12 protein-coding genes are annotated in these 16,749 nt (G+C 65.7%); 7 read left to right on the forward strand and 5 right to left on the reverse strand.

Annotation, left to right across the window (positions count from 1 at the left end):
• Positions 1 to 163: 163 nt before the first annotated feature.
• The 3 genes from IV501_RS03565 to IV501_RS03575 all read left to right on the forward strand — a co-directional run bounded on the left by IV501_RS03565 (position 164) and on the right by IV501_RS03575 (position 4,780).
• Positions 164 to 1,741, forward strand: coding sequence for a glycosyltransferase family 2 protein (locus tag IV501_RS03565; protein ID WP_200555011.1), 1,578 nt, complete (start codon positions 164 to 166; stop codon positions 1,739 to 1,741).
• Complete coding sequence (locus tag IV501_RS03570) at positions 1,728 to 3,149, forward strand: glycosyl hydrolase (protein ID WP_200555012.1); 1,422 nt, start codon at positions 1,728 to 1,730, stop codon at positions 3,147 to 3,149. The genes IV501_RS03565 and IV501_RS03570 overlap by 14 nt, the downstream gene beginning before the upstream one ends.
• Positions 3,150 to 3,322: 173 nt before the next feature.
• Complete coding sequence (locus IV501_RS03575) at positions 3,323 to 4,780, forward strand: UDP-glucose dehydrogenase family protein (protein ID WP_200555013.1); 1,458 nt, start codon at positions 3,323 to 3,325, stop codon at positions 4,778 to 4,780.
• A 167-nt stretch (positions 4,781 to 4,947) separates the two neighbouring features.
• Here the strand turns inward: IV501_RS03575 and glnA are convergent, their stop codons facing one another.
• On the reverse strand, positions 4,948 to 6,372 hold the full coding sequence (gene glnA, locus IV501_RS03580) for a type I glutamate--ammonia ligase (protein ID WP_200555014.1): 1,425 nt from the start codon (positions 6,370 to 6,372) through the stop codon (positions 4,948 to 4,950).
• A gap of 135 nt (positions 6,373 to 6,507) precedes the next feature.
• Between glnA and IV501_RS03585 the strand changes: the two genes are divergently transcribed.
• Positions 6,508 to 6,927, forward strand: a complete 420-nt coding sequence (locus tag IV501_RS03585) for an RDD family protein (RefSeq protein ID WP_200555015.1) — start codon at positions 6,508 to 6,510, stop codon at positions 6,925 to 6,927.
• Positions 6,928 to 6,973: 46 nt separating this feature from the next.
• On the opposite strand, the gene IV501_RS03590 is transcribed toward IV501_RS03585, so the two are convergent.
• Positions 6,974 to 7,687 carry a DUF4191 domain-containing protein gene (locus IV501_RS03590; protein ID WP_200555016.1) on the reverse strand — a complete coding sequence of 238 codons (714 nt, stop codon included), beginning with the start codon at positions 7,685 to 7,687 and terminating at the stop codon, positions 6,974 to 6,976.
• Between the two features lie 149 nt (positions 7,688 to 7,836).
• Between IV501_RS03590 and IV501_RS03595 the strand changes: the two genes are divergently transcribed.
• Complete coding sequence (locus IV501_RS03595) at positions 7,837 to 9,420, forward strand: protein kinase (RefSeq protein WP_200555017.1); 1,584 nt, start codon at positions 7,837 to 7,839, stop codon at positions 9,418 to 9,420.
• 69 nt (positions 9,421 to 9,489) lie between these two features.
• On the opposite strand, the gene sucB is transcribed toward IV501_RS03595, so the two are convergent.
• The 3 genes from sucB to IV501_RS03610 all read right to left on the reverse strand — a co-directional run bounded on the left by sucB (position 9,490) and on the right by IV501_RS03610 (position 14,093).
• Complete coding sequence (gene sucB / locus IV501_RS03600) at positions 9,490 to 10,974, reverse strand: 2-oxoglutarate dehydrogenase, E2 component, dihydrolipoamide succinyltransferase (protein WP_200555018.1); 1,485 nt, start codon at positions 10,972 to 10,974, stop codon at positions 9,490 to 9,492.
• A gap of 53 nt (positions 10,975 to 11,027) precedes the next feature.
• Positions 11,028 to 12,401 carry a dihydrolipoyl dehydrogenase gene (gene lpdA / locus IV501_RS03605; RefSeq protein ID WP_200555019.1) on the reverse strand — a complete coding sequence of 458 codons (1,374 nt, stop codon included), beginning with the start codon at positions 12,399 to 12,401 and terminating at the stop codon, positions 11,028 to 11,030.
• 147 nt (positions 12,402 to 12,548) lie between these two features.
• Positions 12,549 to 14,093 carry a leucyl aminopeptidase gene (locus tag IV501_RS03610; RefSeq protein ID WP_200555020.1) on the reverse strand — a complete coding sequence of 515 codons (1,545 nt, stop codon included), beginning with the start codon at positions 14,091 to 14,093 and terminating at the stop codon, positions 12,549 to 12,551.
• Between the two features lie 134 nt (positions 14,094 to 14,227).
• On the opposite strand from IV501_RS03610, the gene IV501_RS03615 reads away from it, so the two are divergent.
• Entirely contained in the window at positions 14,228 to 15,157 is a 930-nt protein-coding gene (locus IV501_RS03615) for a proteasome assembly chaperone family protein (protein WP_200555021.1), read from the forward strand.
• Positions 15,158 to 15,203: 46 nt separating this feature from the next.
• Positions 15,204 to 16,562 (forward strand): MFS transporter, encoded by a 1,359-nt coding sequence (locus IV501_RS03620; protein WP_200555022.1) that lies wholly within the window; start codon positions 15,204 to 15,206, stop codon positions 16,560 to 16,562.
• Positions 16,563 to 16,749: the final 187 nt, after the last annotated feature.

Genomic DNA, 16,749 nt, shown 5'->3' on the forward strand with positions numbered 1-16,749 from the left:
TTCCAAAAATGAACATTAATTGAAAATGGTCGACAAGCTGGTCTACCCCCGTTTCGACCCTGTTGCGCCCCCCTCGTTTGCGTGTCAATAATCGGTCAACCCGAAGAAATGACCAGTTCCCCAGCGTCGCGGAAACACAACACAGCATCACATCGAGGAACTCGTGTTCATCTTCATTCTCCAAATCAGGCACATGCTCGAAGGTCACCTTGAGGTCTATGCCTTCGCCGTCTACTCGGCGTTGATCTGGATCCTGTGGCTTCTCAAGCTCATCATCTCAAGCCGTTACAAGCCGTTCACCGGCACTTACACCGGTACGACGAGCGTTGTCGTCCCGGTGGTCGACGAACCACTCGACCTGTTCCGCGACGTCATCTCGCGCATGGTCGAACAGATGCCCGGCGAGATCATCGTGGTCATCAACGGTGCGGTGAACGTGCCGCTCCAGGAAGTGTGCGAGGAGTTCGCGCCCCTGGTGCGCTGGGTTCACACCCCGATCCCCGGCAAGCGCAATGCGGTGATGATCGGCACGGAGATGTCCAACGGCGACATCACGGTGCTGGTCGACTCCGACACCGTCTGGACCGAGGGCACGCTCGCCGAACTGGTGAAGCCGTTCGCCGACGAGTCGGTGGGTGGCGTAACGACGCGCCAGCGCATCCTCGAACCGGAGCGTAGCTGGATCACGCGCTGGGCGGACTGGCTGGAGAACTCGCGGGCGCTGTACTCGATGCCGGCGCAGAGTGTGCTCGGTCAGGTCGGTTGCCTGCCAGGACGCACCATCGCCTTCCGACGCACGATCTTGATGCGCGTCATGGAGAAGTTCATGACTGAGCGCTTCATGGGTGTCTTCCTCGAGGTCAGCGACGACCGTACCCTCACGAATCTCACCCTCAAGGAGGGCTACCGCACGGTGTACCAGTACACGTCGCTGGTGTACACGGATGCCCCGCTCCAGATCAAGAAGCTGTTCAAGCAGCAGCTGCGCTGGGCTCGCGGCAGCCAGTACAACACCCTGCGCATGCTGCCATGGATGCTCGGACATGCGCCGGTGCTCGCGCTGTTCTTCGTGATGGATATTATTCTGCCGTTCATCTTGGCCGGAGTCATCGGCGGCTGGATTTACCGAGCGTTCACGGGCCAGGGCTACAACTTCTATGAAGGCATTCTCAAGGAATACGGCTTTGGGAGCGGCATCGCTTTGGTTGTCTCGTTGATGGTCGTCTCGTCCGTGCTCAGCATGGCGATCCGGCAGATCCGCCACCTCTCAGAGAAACCGTTCGACTTCTTCCGGCTCCCGATCTTCATCATCGTGTCAACGGCGTTCCTCATGCCGATCCGCCTCATCGGGTTCTTCCGCATGGGACACGCCAGCGGATGGGGCACCCGAGCCGGTGCCTACGGTGGCGGCGCCTCGAACGACGACCTGATGGACGAGCTGACCAGTGTCGACCTCCCCGCGGCCCCTCCCGGAGGCGATGCGCTACTCCCCACCCCTGTGCTCGTCGACACTGCCTCGGCGAACGCCGACGGGCTCGCGGCGCTCGGCCTCCAGCCGTCTCCGGTCGGTGCCGCGTCGCACGCCGCAAGCATCGAGGCGTCCCCACGTCGTGCCGGGGCATCGCGAGCGGCCGCGCCGAAGGCGCAGAAACGCCGCCGTCTCAATCCCAAAGCAGCTTGGCCATACGTGATCGGAATCGCGATCTTCGCAATCGAAGGGTACTTCGTTGTCATCAACTAACCGCACGCTGTCCTGGTGGGCGCATTCGAGCACTCGGGCCCGATTCACCCTCGCTGGCGCAGCGCTCATCATCCTCGCTCTCATCTCCACCTCCGTGGTGGTCTGGAATTCGCCGTCCAACCCGATCGCTAAAGCAGTCGCGGCCGTGTCGAAGGAAGACATCGCGCAGCAGAAAGTGCTGCGCGAGCGCAATGCGCTTCTGAGCCAGGTGGTCGCGCTGCAGAAGCAGCTCGTGGCCAAGCAGTCCAACCTGAGCACGACGAAGAACCAACTGGCGTCGATTCAGCAGCAGCTATGGTCGGCGCAGGGCAAGCTCGACGCCGCTGCCGCTGCCGCTGCCGGTGCCGCTGTTGCTCCCGTGGCGCCGGTCAAGAAGCCCACGGTGAAGACCGCGAAACCGGCCGTTGTTCCCGCGGTCGTGTCTGCGCCGAGCAAAGCAGCGATCATGGCACCGACCTCGCCGTATTTCGGTCTGTATACGGAGCAGGCGCCCTTCAGCTTCTCGTCGTACGACGCGATCTCCGACCGGATCGGATCCAGCCCGAACGTCGTCGGCTACTTCGGAGGCTGGGACCAGACCTACCGCGGAGACGTGGTGGCGAACTCCTGGAAGCGCAACACGCTTCCGATCTTGACCTGGGAGTCTCGTCCGATCAACGCCTCCAATGCGGTAGTGGACGAGCCCGACTACGCCTTGCCGAAGATCATCGGGGGAAACTTCGACGCCTATCTGCACCAGTACGCCAAAGACATCGTGGCGACCGGATTGCCGCTTGGCATCCGTCTTGACCACGAAATGAATGGTATTTGGTACCCCTGGGCCGAAGACGACGGCAAGGGTAAGTCGATCAACGGCAACAACGCCGGTGACTACGTCAAGATGTGGCAGCACGTTCACGACATCTTCCAGCAGGAGGGCGCGAACGCTCTCGTGGTCTGGATCTGGGCACCAAACATCGTCAATAACCTCCCGACCACCCACAAGACGAGCGCCTATCTCGACGGGCTGTATCCGGGGGATCAGAACGTCGACGTCGTGGGACTCTCCGGCTACCTCCGCCCGGCCTACAAGCCGGACAACAACTTCACCTTCGATTACACCTTCGGGCCGACGCTCAAGGAACTGCGTCGAGTAGGACACGGCAAGCCGATTCTCCTCGCTGAGATCGGCGCCTCCGAAACTGGCGGTCACAAGCCGGCCTGGGTGACCAGTCTTTTCTCTGGGCTCAACAACCCTGCCAACTCGGACATCATCGGATTCGTGTGGTTCGACCTCGCCGTCACCACGTATACCGAGGGCCAGCTCGGCACCAACGACTGGCGAATCGACTCTCGACCGGAGACCCTGGCGGCCTTCATCGCGGGACTCAACTCGCCCGGCAGCAGGTTCCACCTCCTCCCGCGCTGACGCTGTCACCGCCCCCGTCACCGGGCCGAGCCGGCTCACCCGCACTGCGCCTCGCTTGAACCAGCCCCTCTCGAACCAGCCTTTCTCGAACCAGCTCCGCTCGAACCAGCTCTAGCTCGCTCCCAACACCTAGCTTCCCCTTTCCGTCCCAACCGCATCATTTGGAGGACACCATGAAGAAGAACGACGATAATTCAGAGACCGAGCAGGCGATCGTGTCTGCCGAGCACCCGCCGCAGGCTCCCCGCATCAGCGTCGTCGGCACCGGATACCTCGGTGCGACGCACGCCGCCGCAATGGCCGAGATGGGCTTCGAAGTCATCGGAGTCGACAATGACCCGGCCAAGGCCCAGGCTCTGAGTGAAGGGCGTGTGCCCTTCTTCGAGCCCGGTCTGCCGGAGCTCATCCGCAAGCACGTGAAGAGCGGTCGACTGCGATTCACCACGGACATTGCCGAGGCAACGGCATTCTCCGACGTGCATTTCATCTGTGTGGGAACGCCCCAGCAGCGCGGCAGCAATGCGGCCAACCTCAGCTACGTCGAAGAGGCGACGATGCAGGTTGTGCGCAATCTGACGCACGACGGGCTCATCGTCGGCAAGTCGACCGTGCCGGTGGGGACCGGCATGCGTCTTCGGTCGATCGTGGCGGAGAACGTCCCGGCCGGGATCGACGCCGAACTGATCTGGAACCCCGAGTTTCTCCGCGAAGGCAAAGCGGTCGACGACACGCTGACGCCCGACCGCATTGTGGTTGGCGGGACATCCGCCCGTTCCGAGGCGCTGATGCGAGAGGTGTATGCCAAGCCGATCGCCACCGGTACGCCGGTGATCGTGTGCGATCTGCCCACTGCCGAACTGGTCAAGGTCAGCGCCAACGCCTTCCTGGCCACGAAGATCTCGTTCATCAACGCGATCGCCGAGGTCTGCGAGGCGGCCGGCGCCGACGTGACGGTCTTGGCGGATGCGCTGGGTCACGACGTGCGCATCGGTCGTCAGTTCCTGAACGCCGGGCTCGGCTTCGGAGGCGGATGTCTGCCGAAGGACATCCGCGCCCTCATCTACCGCTCGAGCGAGCTCGGCGCCACCAAGGCGGCGTCACTGCTGCAGCAGGTCGACGAGATCAACATGTCTCAGCGCCAGCGCGTCATCGACATGGCCATCGAGGCGTGTGGGGGATCGGTGCTCAACCGTCGCATCGGCGTGCTGGGCGCGGCGTTCAAGCCGCTCACCGACGACGTGCGCGATTCGCCGGCGCTCAACGTGGCCGCGGCGCTTCACCTGCGCGGGGCACAGGTCGTGATCTACGACCCCGAGGCGAACGAAACGGCGCAGCGCATGTTCCCGACCCTCACCTACGCGGAGTCGGTCGAGGAGGCCGCGACCGGGGCCGACGCGCTGCTCGTGCTCACGGAGTGGAAGGAGTTCTCGGCCGCCAAGCCCGAGGAGATCCGCAGCCTGGTCGCGCGTCCCGTCGTGATCGATGCCCGCAACTGCCTGGATGCGGCCGCCTGGCGCGCCGCCGGCTGGTGGTTCACCGGTCTCGGCGCCTCGCCAGCGCCGACCGCGGTGACCACGGCGACCGGACCCCTGCTGGTCAACACCATCGGACAGCTGGTCGGAGCGCACTAGCCAGCCACAGCCCACGAAGGCCGCATCCTCTTTATCGAGGGTGCGGCCTTCCTCGTCTTCGTCCCTGCCGACCGCCCCTGCCCACCGCCCCCTGGTCACCAGGCCGCCGAAGCGATTAACGACGAAGGCCGCACCCCTTAGGGGTGCGGCCTCATCGTTTGCGGGGTTTAGACGCCGTAGTACAGCTCGTACTCGAACGGGGTCGGACGCTGCGCGGCCGGGATGATCTCGGTCGACCGCTTGTACGAGATCCAGGTCTCGATCAGATCCGGGGTGAACACTCCGCCTGCCGTGAGGAAGTCGTTGTCGGCCTCCAGTGCCTTCAGGGCCTCCTCGAGCGAGCCGGGAACCTGCGGGATGTTCTTCGCCTCCTCCGGGGGAAGCTCGTACAGGTCCTTGTCGACGGGCTCGTGCGGCTCGATGCGGTTCTTGATTCCGTCGAGACCGGCCATGAGCTGCGCGGCGAAGGCGAGGTACGGGTTGCCCGAGGCATCCGGCGCGCGGAATTCGATGCGCTTGGCCTTCGGGTTTGTGCCGGTGATCGGGATGCGGATCGACGCCGAGCGGTTACCCGCCGAGTACACCAGGTTGACGGGCGCCTCGAAGCCGGGGATGAGCCGGCGGTACGAGTTGAGCGTCGGGTTGGTGAAAGCGAGAACCGCGGGGGCGTGCTTGAGCAGGCCACCGATGTACCAGCGTGCGATGTCGCTGAGTCCGCCGTAACCCTGCTCGTCGTAGAACAACGGCTTGCCGTCGCTCCACAGCGACTGGTGGGTGTGCATGCCCGATCCGTTGTCGCCGAAGAGCGGCTTCGGCATGAACGTCGCGGTCTTTCCCCATTCGAGCGCGGTGTTCTTGACGATGTACTTGAACTTAAGGATGTCGTCTGCCGCGTGCACCATCGTGTCGAAGCGGTAGTTGATCTCGGCCTGGCCGCCGGTGCCGACCTCGTGGTGGGCGCGCTCCAGGATGAGACCGGCATCGATCAGCTTGAGGCTGATGTCATCGCGGAGGTCGGCCTGCTTGTCGACCGGGCTGACGGGGAAGTAGCCGCCCTTGTATGCGGTCTTGTTGGCGAGGTTGCCGCCCTCTTCGACGCGTCCCGTGTTCCAAGCGCCCTCTTCGGAGTCGACGGAGTAGAAGCTCGTGTTCTGCTTCACTTCGTAGCGAACGTCATCGAATATGTAGAACTCGGCTTCGGGCGCGAAGAACGCGGTGTCGGCGATTCCGGTCGAGGCGAGGTACTTCTCCGCCTTCTTGGCGATCTGGCGCGGGTCGCGGGCGTAGATCTCGCCGTTGCGCGGGTTGTAGATGTCGAAGACCATGATCAGTGTCTTCTCGGTGCGGAACGGGTCGACGTAGGCGGTGCTGACGTCGGGAATCAGCTGCATGTCCGATTCGTGGATCGATGCGAAGCCGCGGATGGAGGAGCCGTCGAACAGCTGCCCGACGGAGAAGAACTCCTCGTCGACGGTCGACGCGGGGATGTTGAAGTGCTGCTGCACACCGGGAAGGTCGGTGAAGCGGATGTCAAGGAACTTGATGTCGTTTTCCTTGATGAACTTCAGCACCTCTGAAGAATCATTGAACATGTGAGGTACTCCAATGAGTTTGGTACGGGGATGGCCAAAGACAGCCACTGCGAGGCTAGACGGACGGAGTTTCCCCGTGGTGTCGCTATTGTTTCGCGCAGGTTACGTGTCACGTGAATCCGTAGACTCGACGGCATGGCCCCTGCGAATCCGACCGTCGACCGCGCCCAGCAGGATGATTGGCCCGGACGCCAGCTCGGCCTTCCGGCATCCGGCCCGCGATCGATCGCGCGCCTGGGGCGTCGCATCGCCGGCATCGCCATCGATTGGGCGATCGCGGTTCTGATCTCCTTGGCGTTCTTCCACTACAACGGGGGAGCCACGCTGGCCGTCTTCGCGATCGAGCAGGTGCTCTTCATCTCACTGTTGAGCGGCAGTGTCGGGCATCTCATCCTCGGGATGCGCGTGGTTCCGCTCGCGGGCGGCTGGGTCGGTGTGTGGCGACCCGCCGTGCGAACCGTACTGCTCTGCCTGGTGATCCCCGCCGTCATCTACGACAAAGATCAGCGCGGCCTGCACGACAAGCTCGCGGGTACCGTGCTGGTACGTCGCTAGCGCGGGCCGGACTGCGTTAAGCCGGACTGCGCTAGAGCGGACTGGGCTAGCGCGGTCGAGGTGCGCGCGCCCGCAGCGGGTCGACGCCCTTGGGGATCGGCAGCTGGTTCTTGCCCAGCGAGCTGAGGCGGTTGCTCACCGCGTAGACCTCGGCCTTGGTGAGCGAGCGCTTGAAGCGCGCCATCCGGGCCGGAAGACGGTGCAGCGGAACCGAGTCGGCATCCGGACCCACCTGAAGGTAGTTGACCGCCACGTTGGGGAGGATTCGGGCGACCCGACGGCGCTCATCTTCGAGCATCTTCAGGGTGCGCGACTTGGGACCCTCGCCGATGAGGACGACCCCGCCGGTTCCCACCGCACGATAGACGGCATCCTGCGTCTTCGGACTCACCGCAACCGGCATCTCGCTCGCGGTCCAGCCGCGACGCAGAGAACTCTTGAGCACCGCGCCGACCGCACCGGGCTGACCCTCGATCTGACTGTAGGCGGCACGCTCGGCCTTGCGGCCGAGCACCACGAGAAAGAGCAGCACTCCACCGAGCACGCCGGCGACGATCCAGAGCACGAGTCCGAAGGGGTTGTCGCGGGTGAGGATGAACCCCACGATGAGTGCGACCGCGATCGGCGCGACGAACGCGAGAATCATCCACCACACCGCGGTCGAGTCGTACCGACGGGTCATCTGGAAGACCTGGAACATCTGCTTGAGACGACCGGGCTCTTTCGCCGGTTTCGCCGACGAACTCTGAGTGCGTGCCATGGAGTCAAGGATACGGCCTGGTGACGGTCGTGGCCGCACGGTTCCGCGGCGAGCGGACGACAATCTCCGCTCCTCCACCGGCGGCTGTGGTGACGAGCTCTCCACCGGGCCGCACCGTGATCTGCTGCGCGGTGTGGGCTCGGAGCACCATGAATCGTATGGAAACCGTGGGCGGCTATCGACTCGTGCGGAGATTGGGCGAGGGCGCCCGTGCCGAGGTCTGGTTGGGGCACGCCACGCGCCATGACGATCGGGTGGCGGCGATCAAGCTCTTCCGAGAAACGACGCTCGACGAGCAGATCGATATCGAACTCGACGCGATTGCTCGCTGCACATCGCGGCACCTGCTTCGTCTCGACGATGTCGGTTCGGCTCCAGACGGAAGGCCGTGCCTGATCCTTCCGCGCCTCGGCACCAGCATCGCTCGGCTTCTCGGCGCGCGAGCCGCCATCGGGATGGGGGAGCTGGTGACCGCCGCTGCGCCCGTGGTCGCCGCCGTTCAAGAACTCCGGCGGGTCGGTGTCGTCCACGGCGCCATCGGGCCATCGACCGTGCTTCTGGATGATCTCGGCGCTCCGGTCGTCGCCGCGTTCGGTTACGCCCGCGTGGTCGGCCCTGCGCCGGAGGCACTGGACGCCTCGAGCCTCACCCCGGCCGAGCGGCATGCCGAACCAGAACTCCGCATCGATCTGACACGGCTCTGCGGCTACGTCGAATCGCTGGCGGTACGGGCGGCCGACCGACGAGGACTGAGGCCGCCCGCCGTTGACGATCTGATCGGCTGGCTCGGCACGATCTCCGGTGGCGAGGGTGGAGACGGTGACGCGTTTCTCGACGAGCTCGGCGGTCGCCTGTTCGATCTGGCTCCGGCCGCTCCGATCGCCACCGACAGCGCGCCGGCGGCACCAGCCGTGGTCTCGCGGCACATCCCGGTTGCCCAGATGCCTGTTACCCACGTGCCTGTTGCCCATGTCCCTGTTGCCGATGTCCCTGTTGCCCATACCCCTGGCGCCCGCGACCTCGCCACGCCGGCCGCCGCGCCCGACCGCGCAGCTGATCGGCTGAGGGACCGCGTTGACGTCAGCTCAGTCGACGCGCTCCGGGCGGCGCTCGGCTCGCGGATTCGTTCAGCCCTTGCTCCCGTTCGCACCCCAGTGTGGATCGCCGGCGGCGTTGGACTCATCGCGTTGCTGGTGGGGGTGATGGTGGTGCCGGCGCTGGGTGACGAGGGCGATGGGCGCGGCACATCCAGCGAGAGGGCACACGCCACGCCGCCCGCGAGTGTGAGTCCTGCACGCACGCCACCCGCCAGCGCGCCACCCGCCAGTACGTCAGAGGGAGCGGTCCCGCCCGATGCCACGGCAGCTCTCGCGGGGGACGACCCCGTGGCGGCGGCATCCGCTCTCGTCGCCGGTCGCGCGCTGTGTTTGGCGGCGCGAAAGGTCGCCTGCTTCGACGGCATCGATCAGCCGGTGTCGGCCGCGCTCGAATCCGATCGCTATGCCGTTCGGACCAAGACCGGTGCTGCAGCGCGCGGTGCGCGCCCACTCCCGAGCGCGCCCATCGCGCTGGTGCAGTTGCTCGGAGAGTCAGCGATCATCGGGCTGGGACAACCGACGGCGACGGATGGCGCGGCTGACGCGCCGCCCCAGACCTATCCGGCGTCGCTGCTCATCGTGAAAACGACGAACGGCTGGCGGATCCGGGATCTCACCACCGGGGTGAGTCCGTGATCAACCAGCCGTTCAGAGCCGAGTCGACGGCGTGCCGTTTACCCGTTGTGGGAAGTGGCCGCCGCGTCGTTATATGCCGAGATTGCCGGCGAAGTTGCCGCCCTCGAGGCGGTTCTTCACCGCCACCAGGAAGCGTGCGGCGTCTGCACCGTCAACGATGCGGTGGTCGTACGACAGCGCGAGATATACCGTGGAGCGGATCGCGATAGCGTCTGAGCCGTCGACGGTCACCACGACGGGCTTCTTGGCCACGATGCCCGTGCCGAGAATGGCCGACTGTGGCAGGAACACGATCGGGGTGTCGAACAGTGCCCCGCGCGACCCGGTGTTGGTCAGCGTGAAGGTGCCGCCGGCGAGCTCATCGGGCTTCAGCTTGTTGTCGCGGGTGCGGGCGGCGAGATCGGCGATCTGGGCCGCGAGACCGGCGAGGTCGAGCGAGCCGGCGTCCCGGATCACCGGGGTGAGCAGACCGCGCTCGGTGTCGACGGCGATGGAGATGTTCTCCTGTGCCGGGTAGACGATGGTCTCGCCGTCGATCGTCGCGTTGATGATCGGGTAGGCCTTGAGTGCCTCCGCCGCGGCGAGGGCAAAGAACGGCAGGAAGGAGAGCTTGAGGCCGGTCTTGGCCTGGAAGTCCGCCTTGACCTGGTCGCGGTACTTGGCCACCAGGGTGACGTCCACCTCGACCACGGAGGTGAGCTGCGCCGAGGTCTGCATAGAGATGACCGCGCGCTCGGCGACGACCTTGCGCAGACGAGACATCGGAACGCTGCTTCCGCGCAGGGGCGAGGTCTCGAGCGAAACCGGAGCGACGGGTGCGGTGACCAGCACCTCGTTGCTCGCGGTCGGGACCGCAGCGAGCACGTCCTCCTTGCGGATGCGGCCGCCGACACCGGTGCCGATGACCGCCGCGAGATCGATGCCCTTTTCGTTCGCGAGCTTGCGAACGAGCGGGGTCACGTAGCCGGCGTTGGCGTCGACCGAGGTCGCGTCAGCGGCGGGCGCCGAACTGGCCGGTGCTGCAGCGGCCGGAGCCGGTGCTGCGGCGGCCGGAGCCGGTGCTGCGGCGGCCGGAGCCGGAGTTGCGGCCGGAGCCGGAGTTGCGGCCGGAGCCGGAGTTGCGGCCGGAGCCGGGGCAGCAGCAGGCGCCTCGGCAGCGGGCTGCGCGTCCTCGGGAACCGGGGCAGAGACGGGCTCTGCTGCCGGCGCCGGGGTCGGTTCGACCGATGCGGCTGGAGCAGCGGCGGGCTCGGCAGGTGCCGCGGCCTCTGCCGGAGCGGCCTCCGGAGCAGCAGGTTCTGCTGCCGCCGGTGCCGAGCCGTCGCCGATGGTGACGAGCGGGGTGCCGACCTCGACGGTCTCGTCCTCGGCGACCAGAATGGCCTCGATGACTCCGGCGATCGGCGAAGGGATTTCGGTGTCGACCTTGTCGGTCGAGACCTCGAGCAGAGGCTCGTCGACCTCCACCCGGTCGCCGACGTTCTTCAACCAGCGGGTGACCGTACCCTCGGTGACACTCTCGCCGAGTGCCGGGAGGTTGACGGATTCGCTCATCAGTGATGCTCCTTATGCGGTTCTTGTGATTTTTAGTTTAGAGACTGCGGCGCTTACAGCGCGTGCAGCGGCTTGCCCGCGATGGCGAGGAATGCCTCGCCGAGAGCTTCGTTCTGGGTCGGGTGCGCGTGGATGAGCGGGGCGACGTCCTCGGGGTACGCCTCCCAGTTCACGGCGAGCTGAGCTTCGCCGATGAGTTCGCCCACGCGGGCGCCGATCATGTGGACGCCGATGACGGGGCCGTCGACGACGCGGACGACCTTGACCGAACCCGACGTGCCGATGATGTGGCTCTTGCCGTTGCCGGCCAGGTTGTAGTCGTAGCTGGCGACCTTGTCGGCGCCGTATTTCTCCTGCGCCTTGGCCTCGGAGAGGCCAACCGACGCGACCTCGGGGTCGGAGTAGGTGACCTTCGGGATGTTCGTGTCTTCGATGACGATCGGGTTGAGGCCCGCGATCTCCTCGGCCACGAAAATGCCGTGCTGGAAGCCACGGTGTGCGAGCTGCAGGCCGGGGACGATGTCGCCGACCGCGTAGACGCCGGGGATGTTGGTCTGCAGGCGCTCATTGGTGAGCACGAACCCGCGATCCATGCCGATCCCGACTTCCTCATAGCCGACATTGCTGGTCATGGGGCCGCGGCCGACGGCGACGAGCAGCAGCTCCGCCTCGAAGGTCTGGCCGTCTTCGAGAGTGACGACGACCCCCTGGTCGTTCTGCGTCACGCTCTGGAAGCGCTTGCCGAGGCTGAAGTTGATGCCGCGCTTACGGAAGGCGCGCTCGAACTGCTTGCTGATGGCCTCGTCCTCGTTGGGAACCAGGTGGGGGAGCGCTTCGATGATCTGCACATCGGCGCCCCACGACTTCCACACGCTCGAGAACTCGACGCCGATGACTCCGCCGCCGAGGACCAGCACCTTCTTGGGCACGAAGTCGAGCTCGAGTGCCTGCTCGGACGTGATGACGCGGCCACCGATCTCGAGGCCGGGGAGCGAACGCGAGTACGACCCGGTCGCGAGCACGATGTTCTTGCCGGTCAGGGTGATGTCACCCACCTGAACGGTGGTCGGCGAGGTGAGCTTGCCGAAGCCCTCGATCACGGTGATGCCGCGGGCCTTGATCAGACCCTGCAGGCCCTTCCACTTGCTGGCGACGATGCCTTCGCGGTAGCTGGTCACGGCGGAGATGTCGATGCCCTCGAAAGTGGACGTGACGCCGTATTTGGCGGACTCGCGCGTGACATCCGCCACCTCGGCGGAGTGCAGCAGCGCCTTGGTGGGGATGCAGCCGACGTGCAGGCAGGTGCCGCCGAGCTTGCCCTTCTCCACCAGGGCTACCGAGAAGCCCAACTGGCTTGCGCGCAGGGCAGCGGCATAGCCACCGCTTCCTGCTCCGAGTACGACGATGTCAAAATTCTGCTCGGACAACCCAGCGGCTCCTTGAGGTATCAGATCTGCGCGTCGACCTCGCCATTGTGGTGGCGTCGGTCGTCATGGCGAGAGTTTTTCGCGCCTCAAAGACCCTACTACTTGTTGACTGGGCTCCCGCGGGATTGACCATCCCGGGTCGCGGCGCTACTCGGAGGGCTTGACCTCCGCGCTCGGGGCACCGGATGCCTCGGCGAGCGCGAGAAGGGCGCGCACAGTGACCGCCGTGGCCCCCTTGCCGGTGAACCCCCACGGGCCGGCGTTGTTGACCGCCGGACCGGCGATGTCGATGTGGGCCCAGGGGATTCGGCTGCCGTCTTCGCGCGTTCCGACGAACTCCTGGAGAAATACGCCGGCGACGAGCATCCCGGCAGCGGTGTTGCCGATCTTCGCGTTCGCGATGTCCGCGACGTCGGAATTGAGCAGCGCCCGCAGCTCGCCGGGAAGCGGCATCGGCCAGAGCTGCTCGCCCGTTGACGCACCAGCGGCGAGGATCGAGTCCACGAGCGTGTCGTCTCCCATCACCCCCGAGTAGCGATCGCCCAGGGCCACGCGTTGCGCGCCAGTGAGCGTGGCGACGTCGATGATGGCGTCTGGCTGTTCTTCACCGGCGGCCACGATGCCGTCGGCCATGACCAGGCGGCCCTCCGCATCGGTGTTGAGAACCTCGACCGTGCGCCCGCCGCGCATCCGCAGCACATCGTTCGGGCGGATCGCGGAGCCGGACGGCATGTTCTCCGCCATGCACAGCCATGCCGTGAGGCGCACAGGAAGCGCGAGCTTCGCGGCGGCCACGACGACGGCCATGACGGTTGCAGCGCCGGCCATATCGTCTTTCATCCCCACCATTCCGGCCGCGGGCTTGAGCGAGAGGCCGCCGGTGTCGAAGGTGATTCCCTTGCCCACCAGAGCCAGATGCGTCGTCGCGTCCGACGGGGAGTAGCTGAGCTTGATCAGGCGCGGCCCCCGGCTAGACCCCTGGCCGACACCGAGGATGCCGCCGAAACCGCCGGCGGCGAGCTCCGGCTCGCGAAGGATGTCGATCTCGATCGGCAACTCGCCCACCAGGTCCACCGTCGCCGCGGCGAAGGTCTCCGGGTAGAGCACATCCGCGGGGGCGTTGACCAGGTTGCGCACGCTTTCCATCGCGGTGGCGACCACAACGGCGCGGTCGAGAAGCTTCTGATTCGTGTCGGTTGCGCCGAGTGTCGTGACCACGGTGATCTCCGACGCCGGCAGCTTCGTCGCCGCGAGGCTCGCCTGGCGGAACTCCGTGAACGCGTACGCGCCGATCGCCGAGCCCTCGAGAACCGCGAGCGTCTGCGCATCGTCGGCGACCGGTAGCGCGAGCACGAGCGATTCGACGCCGACCAGCTGGCGCGACGCGGCACCGGCGGCGGAGCGTAGGGCGTCCGCTGAGATCGACCCGTCTGTCTCGGCAGAACCGAGGCCGATCAGCGCCAAGCTGGATGCTGCGCCGATTCCCTGCAGGCGGCGAATGGAGTCCGCAGCACCCGTGATGCCGATCGCAGAGAGCGACTCGCGCAACGAATCGAACTCGGGGCCTGCGAAGGCCTCACCATCCGCGTGCAGGCGGGGGCCGTCATCCGTTGCAGAGACGCCGAGCACGAGCACGTCGGCGGCGATGGTGGGGGCGGGTGCAGCGGAAAGGATGAGGCGAGGCACGGTCATCCCGCCATGCTAACCGGCACTCAGCGGCGCCCCGGACCTCGCCGAAATTAGGTGGGGTGGCCTGTTCGCTGAGGGCATCACTGCGGGTGCCGCTGCGCGCGTCCGCGTCGCCGGGCCCCGATTACAGTGGACATATGCGAGATCCAGACGCCCTTTTCGAGCTCACCCCGGATGCCGCCGGTGTGCCCGCTGGACTCCACCTGGTCGCCGGCCTCACCGGTTTCGCCGACGCTGGCGGGGGAGTAACTCAGCTCAGCGAGTACCTGACCGAGAGCGTCGACCACCGCCTGATCGCTACTTTCCACGCCGATGAACTGCTGGATTACCGGGCACGCCGCCCCACCATCCATTTCGACGAGGATCATGTCACCGACTACCGCCCGCCGATGCTGGCGCTGTACCTCGGCACGGACGAGATAGGTCAGCAGTTCCTCTTTCTCACCGGGTTCGAACCGGACTTCCAGTGGGAACGGTTCTCGGCGGCCTTGCTCGGCCTGATCGCCCATTTCCACGTGAAGACCACCACCTGGGTGCATGCAATACCCATACCAACGCCGCACACCCGACCCATCGGGGTCACGGTGAGCGGAAACCGCGTAGAGCTGATCGATTCGATGTCGATCTGGAAGCCCAACACTCAGGCTCCGGCCACCGCGCTGCACCTGGTGGAATACCGTCTGCAGGAGATGGGGCACCCGACCGTCGGATTCGTCCTGCTCATCCCGCACTACCTCGCCGACACCGAGTACCCGGATGCCGCGGTGACGGCGATCGAGTCGATCAGCGCCGCGACCGGGCTGATCTTCCCGACCGATCGGCTCCGCGAGGAGGGGCGCGAGTTCCTCGCCAAGATCGACGCGCAGCTCGAGACGAACCAGGAGCTCGCGCGTCTGGTCGGAACCCTCGAGGAGCGGCACGACTCCTACATGGAGGGCAACCCGCTGCGGTCCCCCCTCACCGACGAGGACGGCGAGCTCCCGACCGCCGACGAGATCGCCGCCGAGCTGGAGAATTTCTTGGCGATTCGGCGCAACGGCGAAGACGACCAGCCAGGCCTGGTGTAGTCGGGTCCCATTCGGGCCGATCCGCGGCCGCGATTAGGCTTGCCGGGTGAACTCCCGACGCTCCTGGCTCATCTGGGGCGTCGCGGTCTTCGCCTATATGATCGCCGTGCTTCAGCGCACGTCTCTGGGGGTATCCGGCGTCGCCGCAAGCGAACGTTTCGGCGTGACGGCTTCTGTCCTCTCGAGTCTCGCGGTTGTTCAACTCGTCGTGTACGCAGCGCTGCAGATCCCGGTCGGCATCCTGCTCGACCGCTTCGGACCCAAGCGCCTGATCACCATCGGCGCGGCGCTCATGTTCCTCGGTCAGATCGTGCTCGCCTTCGCCCCCTCGATCGGCATCGCCATCGGCGGTCGAATCCTGGTGGGGGCAGGCGACGCGATGACCTTCATCTCCGTGGTGCGTCTGCTGTCATCGTGGTTCCAGGGCCCGATTCTGCCGCAGTTGTCGCAATGGACCGGCAACATCGGCCAGCTCGGACAGGTGCTCTCCGCGATTCCGCTGTCGTTGGTGCTGCACGGCGCCGGGTGGACCCAGGCCTTCCTCGGTGCGGCGTCGCTTTCGGCGATAGCCCTGGTACTCGTCATCCTGTTGCTCGCGGATCGTCATACGGATGTCGAACCGCCGGTCGTCGCGCCCGGCGCGTTGCGCAGACTGCGTGACGCGCTCGCGCGGCCGGGGACCCAGCTCGGATTCTGGTCGCACTTCGTCACCCAGTCATCCGGCACCGTGTTCACGCTGCTCTGGGGTTTTCCGCTTCTCACCGCGGGGCTGCACTACTCGACTACGGAGGCGTCGGAGCTGCTCACCCTGATCGTGATCACGGGATTCGTCAGCGGTCCGGTGCTGGGCATCCTCACCGCTCGCTTTCCGCTGCGACGTTCGAACCTGGTTTTGGGCATCGTCACCGCGCTGGGCGTGGTCTGGACCGCGGTTCTGGTGTGGCCGGGCAGCCCGCCGCCCTGGTTGATCATCGTGCTCGTGGTGGTGCTGGGGATCGGCGGCCCTGGTTCCCTCATCGGCTTCGACTTCGCGCGCAGCTTCAATCCGCTGCGGAGCCTCGGGTCGGCGAACGGTGTGGTGAACGTCGGAGGCTTTCTGGCCAGTTTCGTCATGATGTACCTGATCGGGGTGGTGCTCGACCTGCTCAATCAGCGACGGATCGCTTCGGGCGTGCCGAGCGACATATTCGCTTGGGACTCATTTCGCGTCGCCCTCTGTGTGCAGTACCTCATCGTCGGTGCGGGAGTCGTCTTCCTGCTGCACGCGCGTCGTCGCACGCGCCGTCGCATGCAAGAGGAGGAAGGAATACAGGTCGGCCCTCTTTGGGTTGTACTCGTAGGACGATGGCGCAGACGTAGGGCGGCGCGGCCAGTGAATGGCTCCAGCGACTCACTGAGCGACTGACTTATAGCCACATCGCCCGAAGTTGGCAAGGGGCACGGGAAAACCATGCAATAATTGGATTAAGACCCGTTCTTGACCTCGGGGATCGTTCGTACCTTCATGGTGCTCGCGCCCAGGACTTGACATGGGTCTTAATGCTGTCCAAAAACTGCTGTCCAAAAACTGCTGTCCAAAAACTGCTGTCCAA

The organism is Lacisediminihabitans changchengi (genome assembly GCF_016634425.1).
GTDB lineage: Bacteria > Actinomycetota > Actinomycetes > Actinomycetales > Microbacteriaceae > Lacisediminihabitans > Lacisediminihabitans changchengi.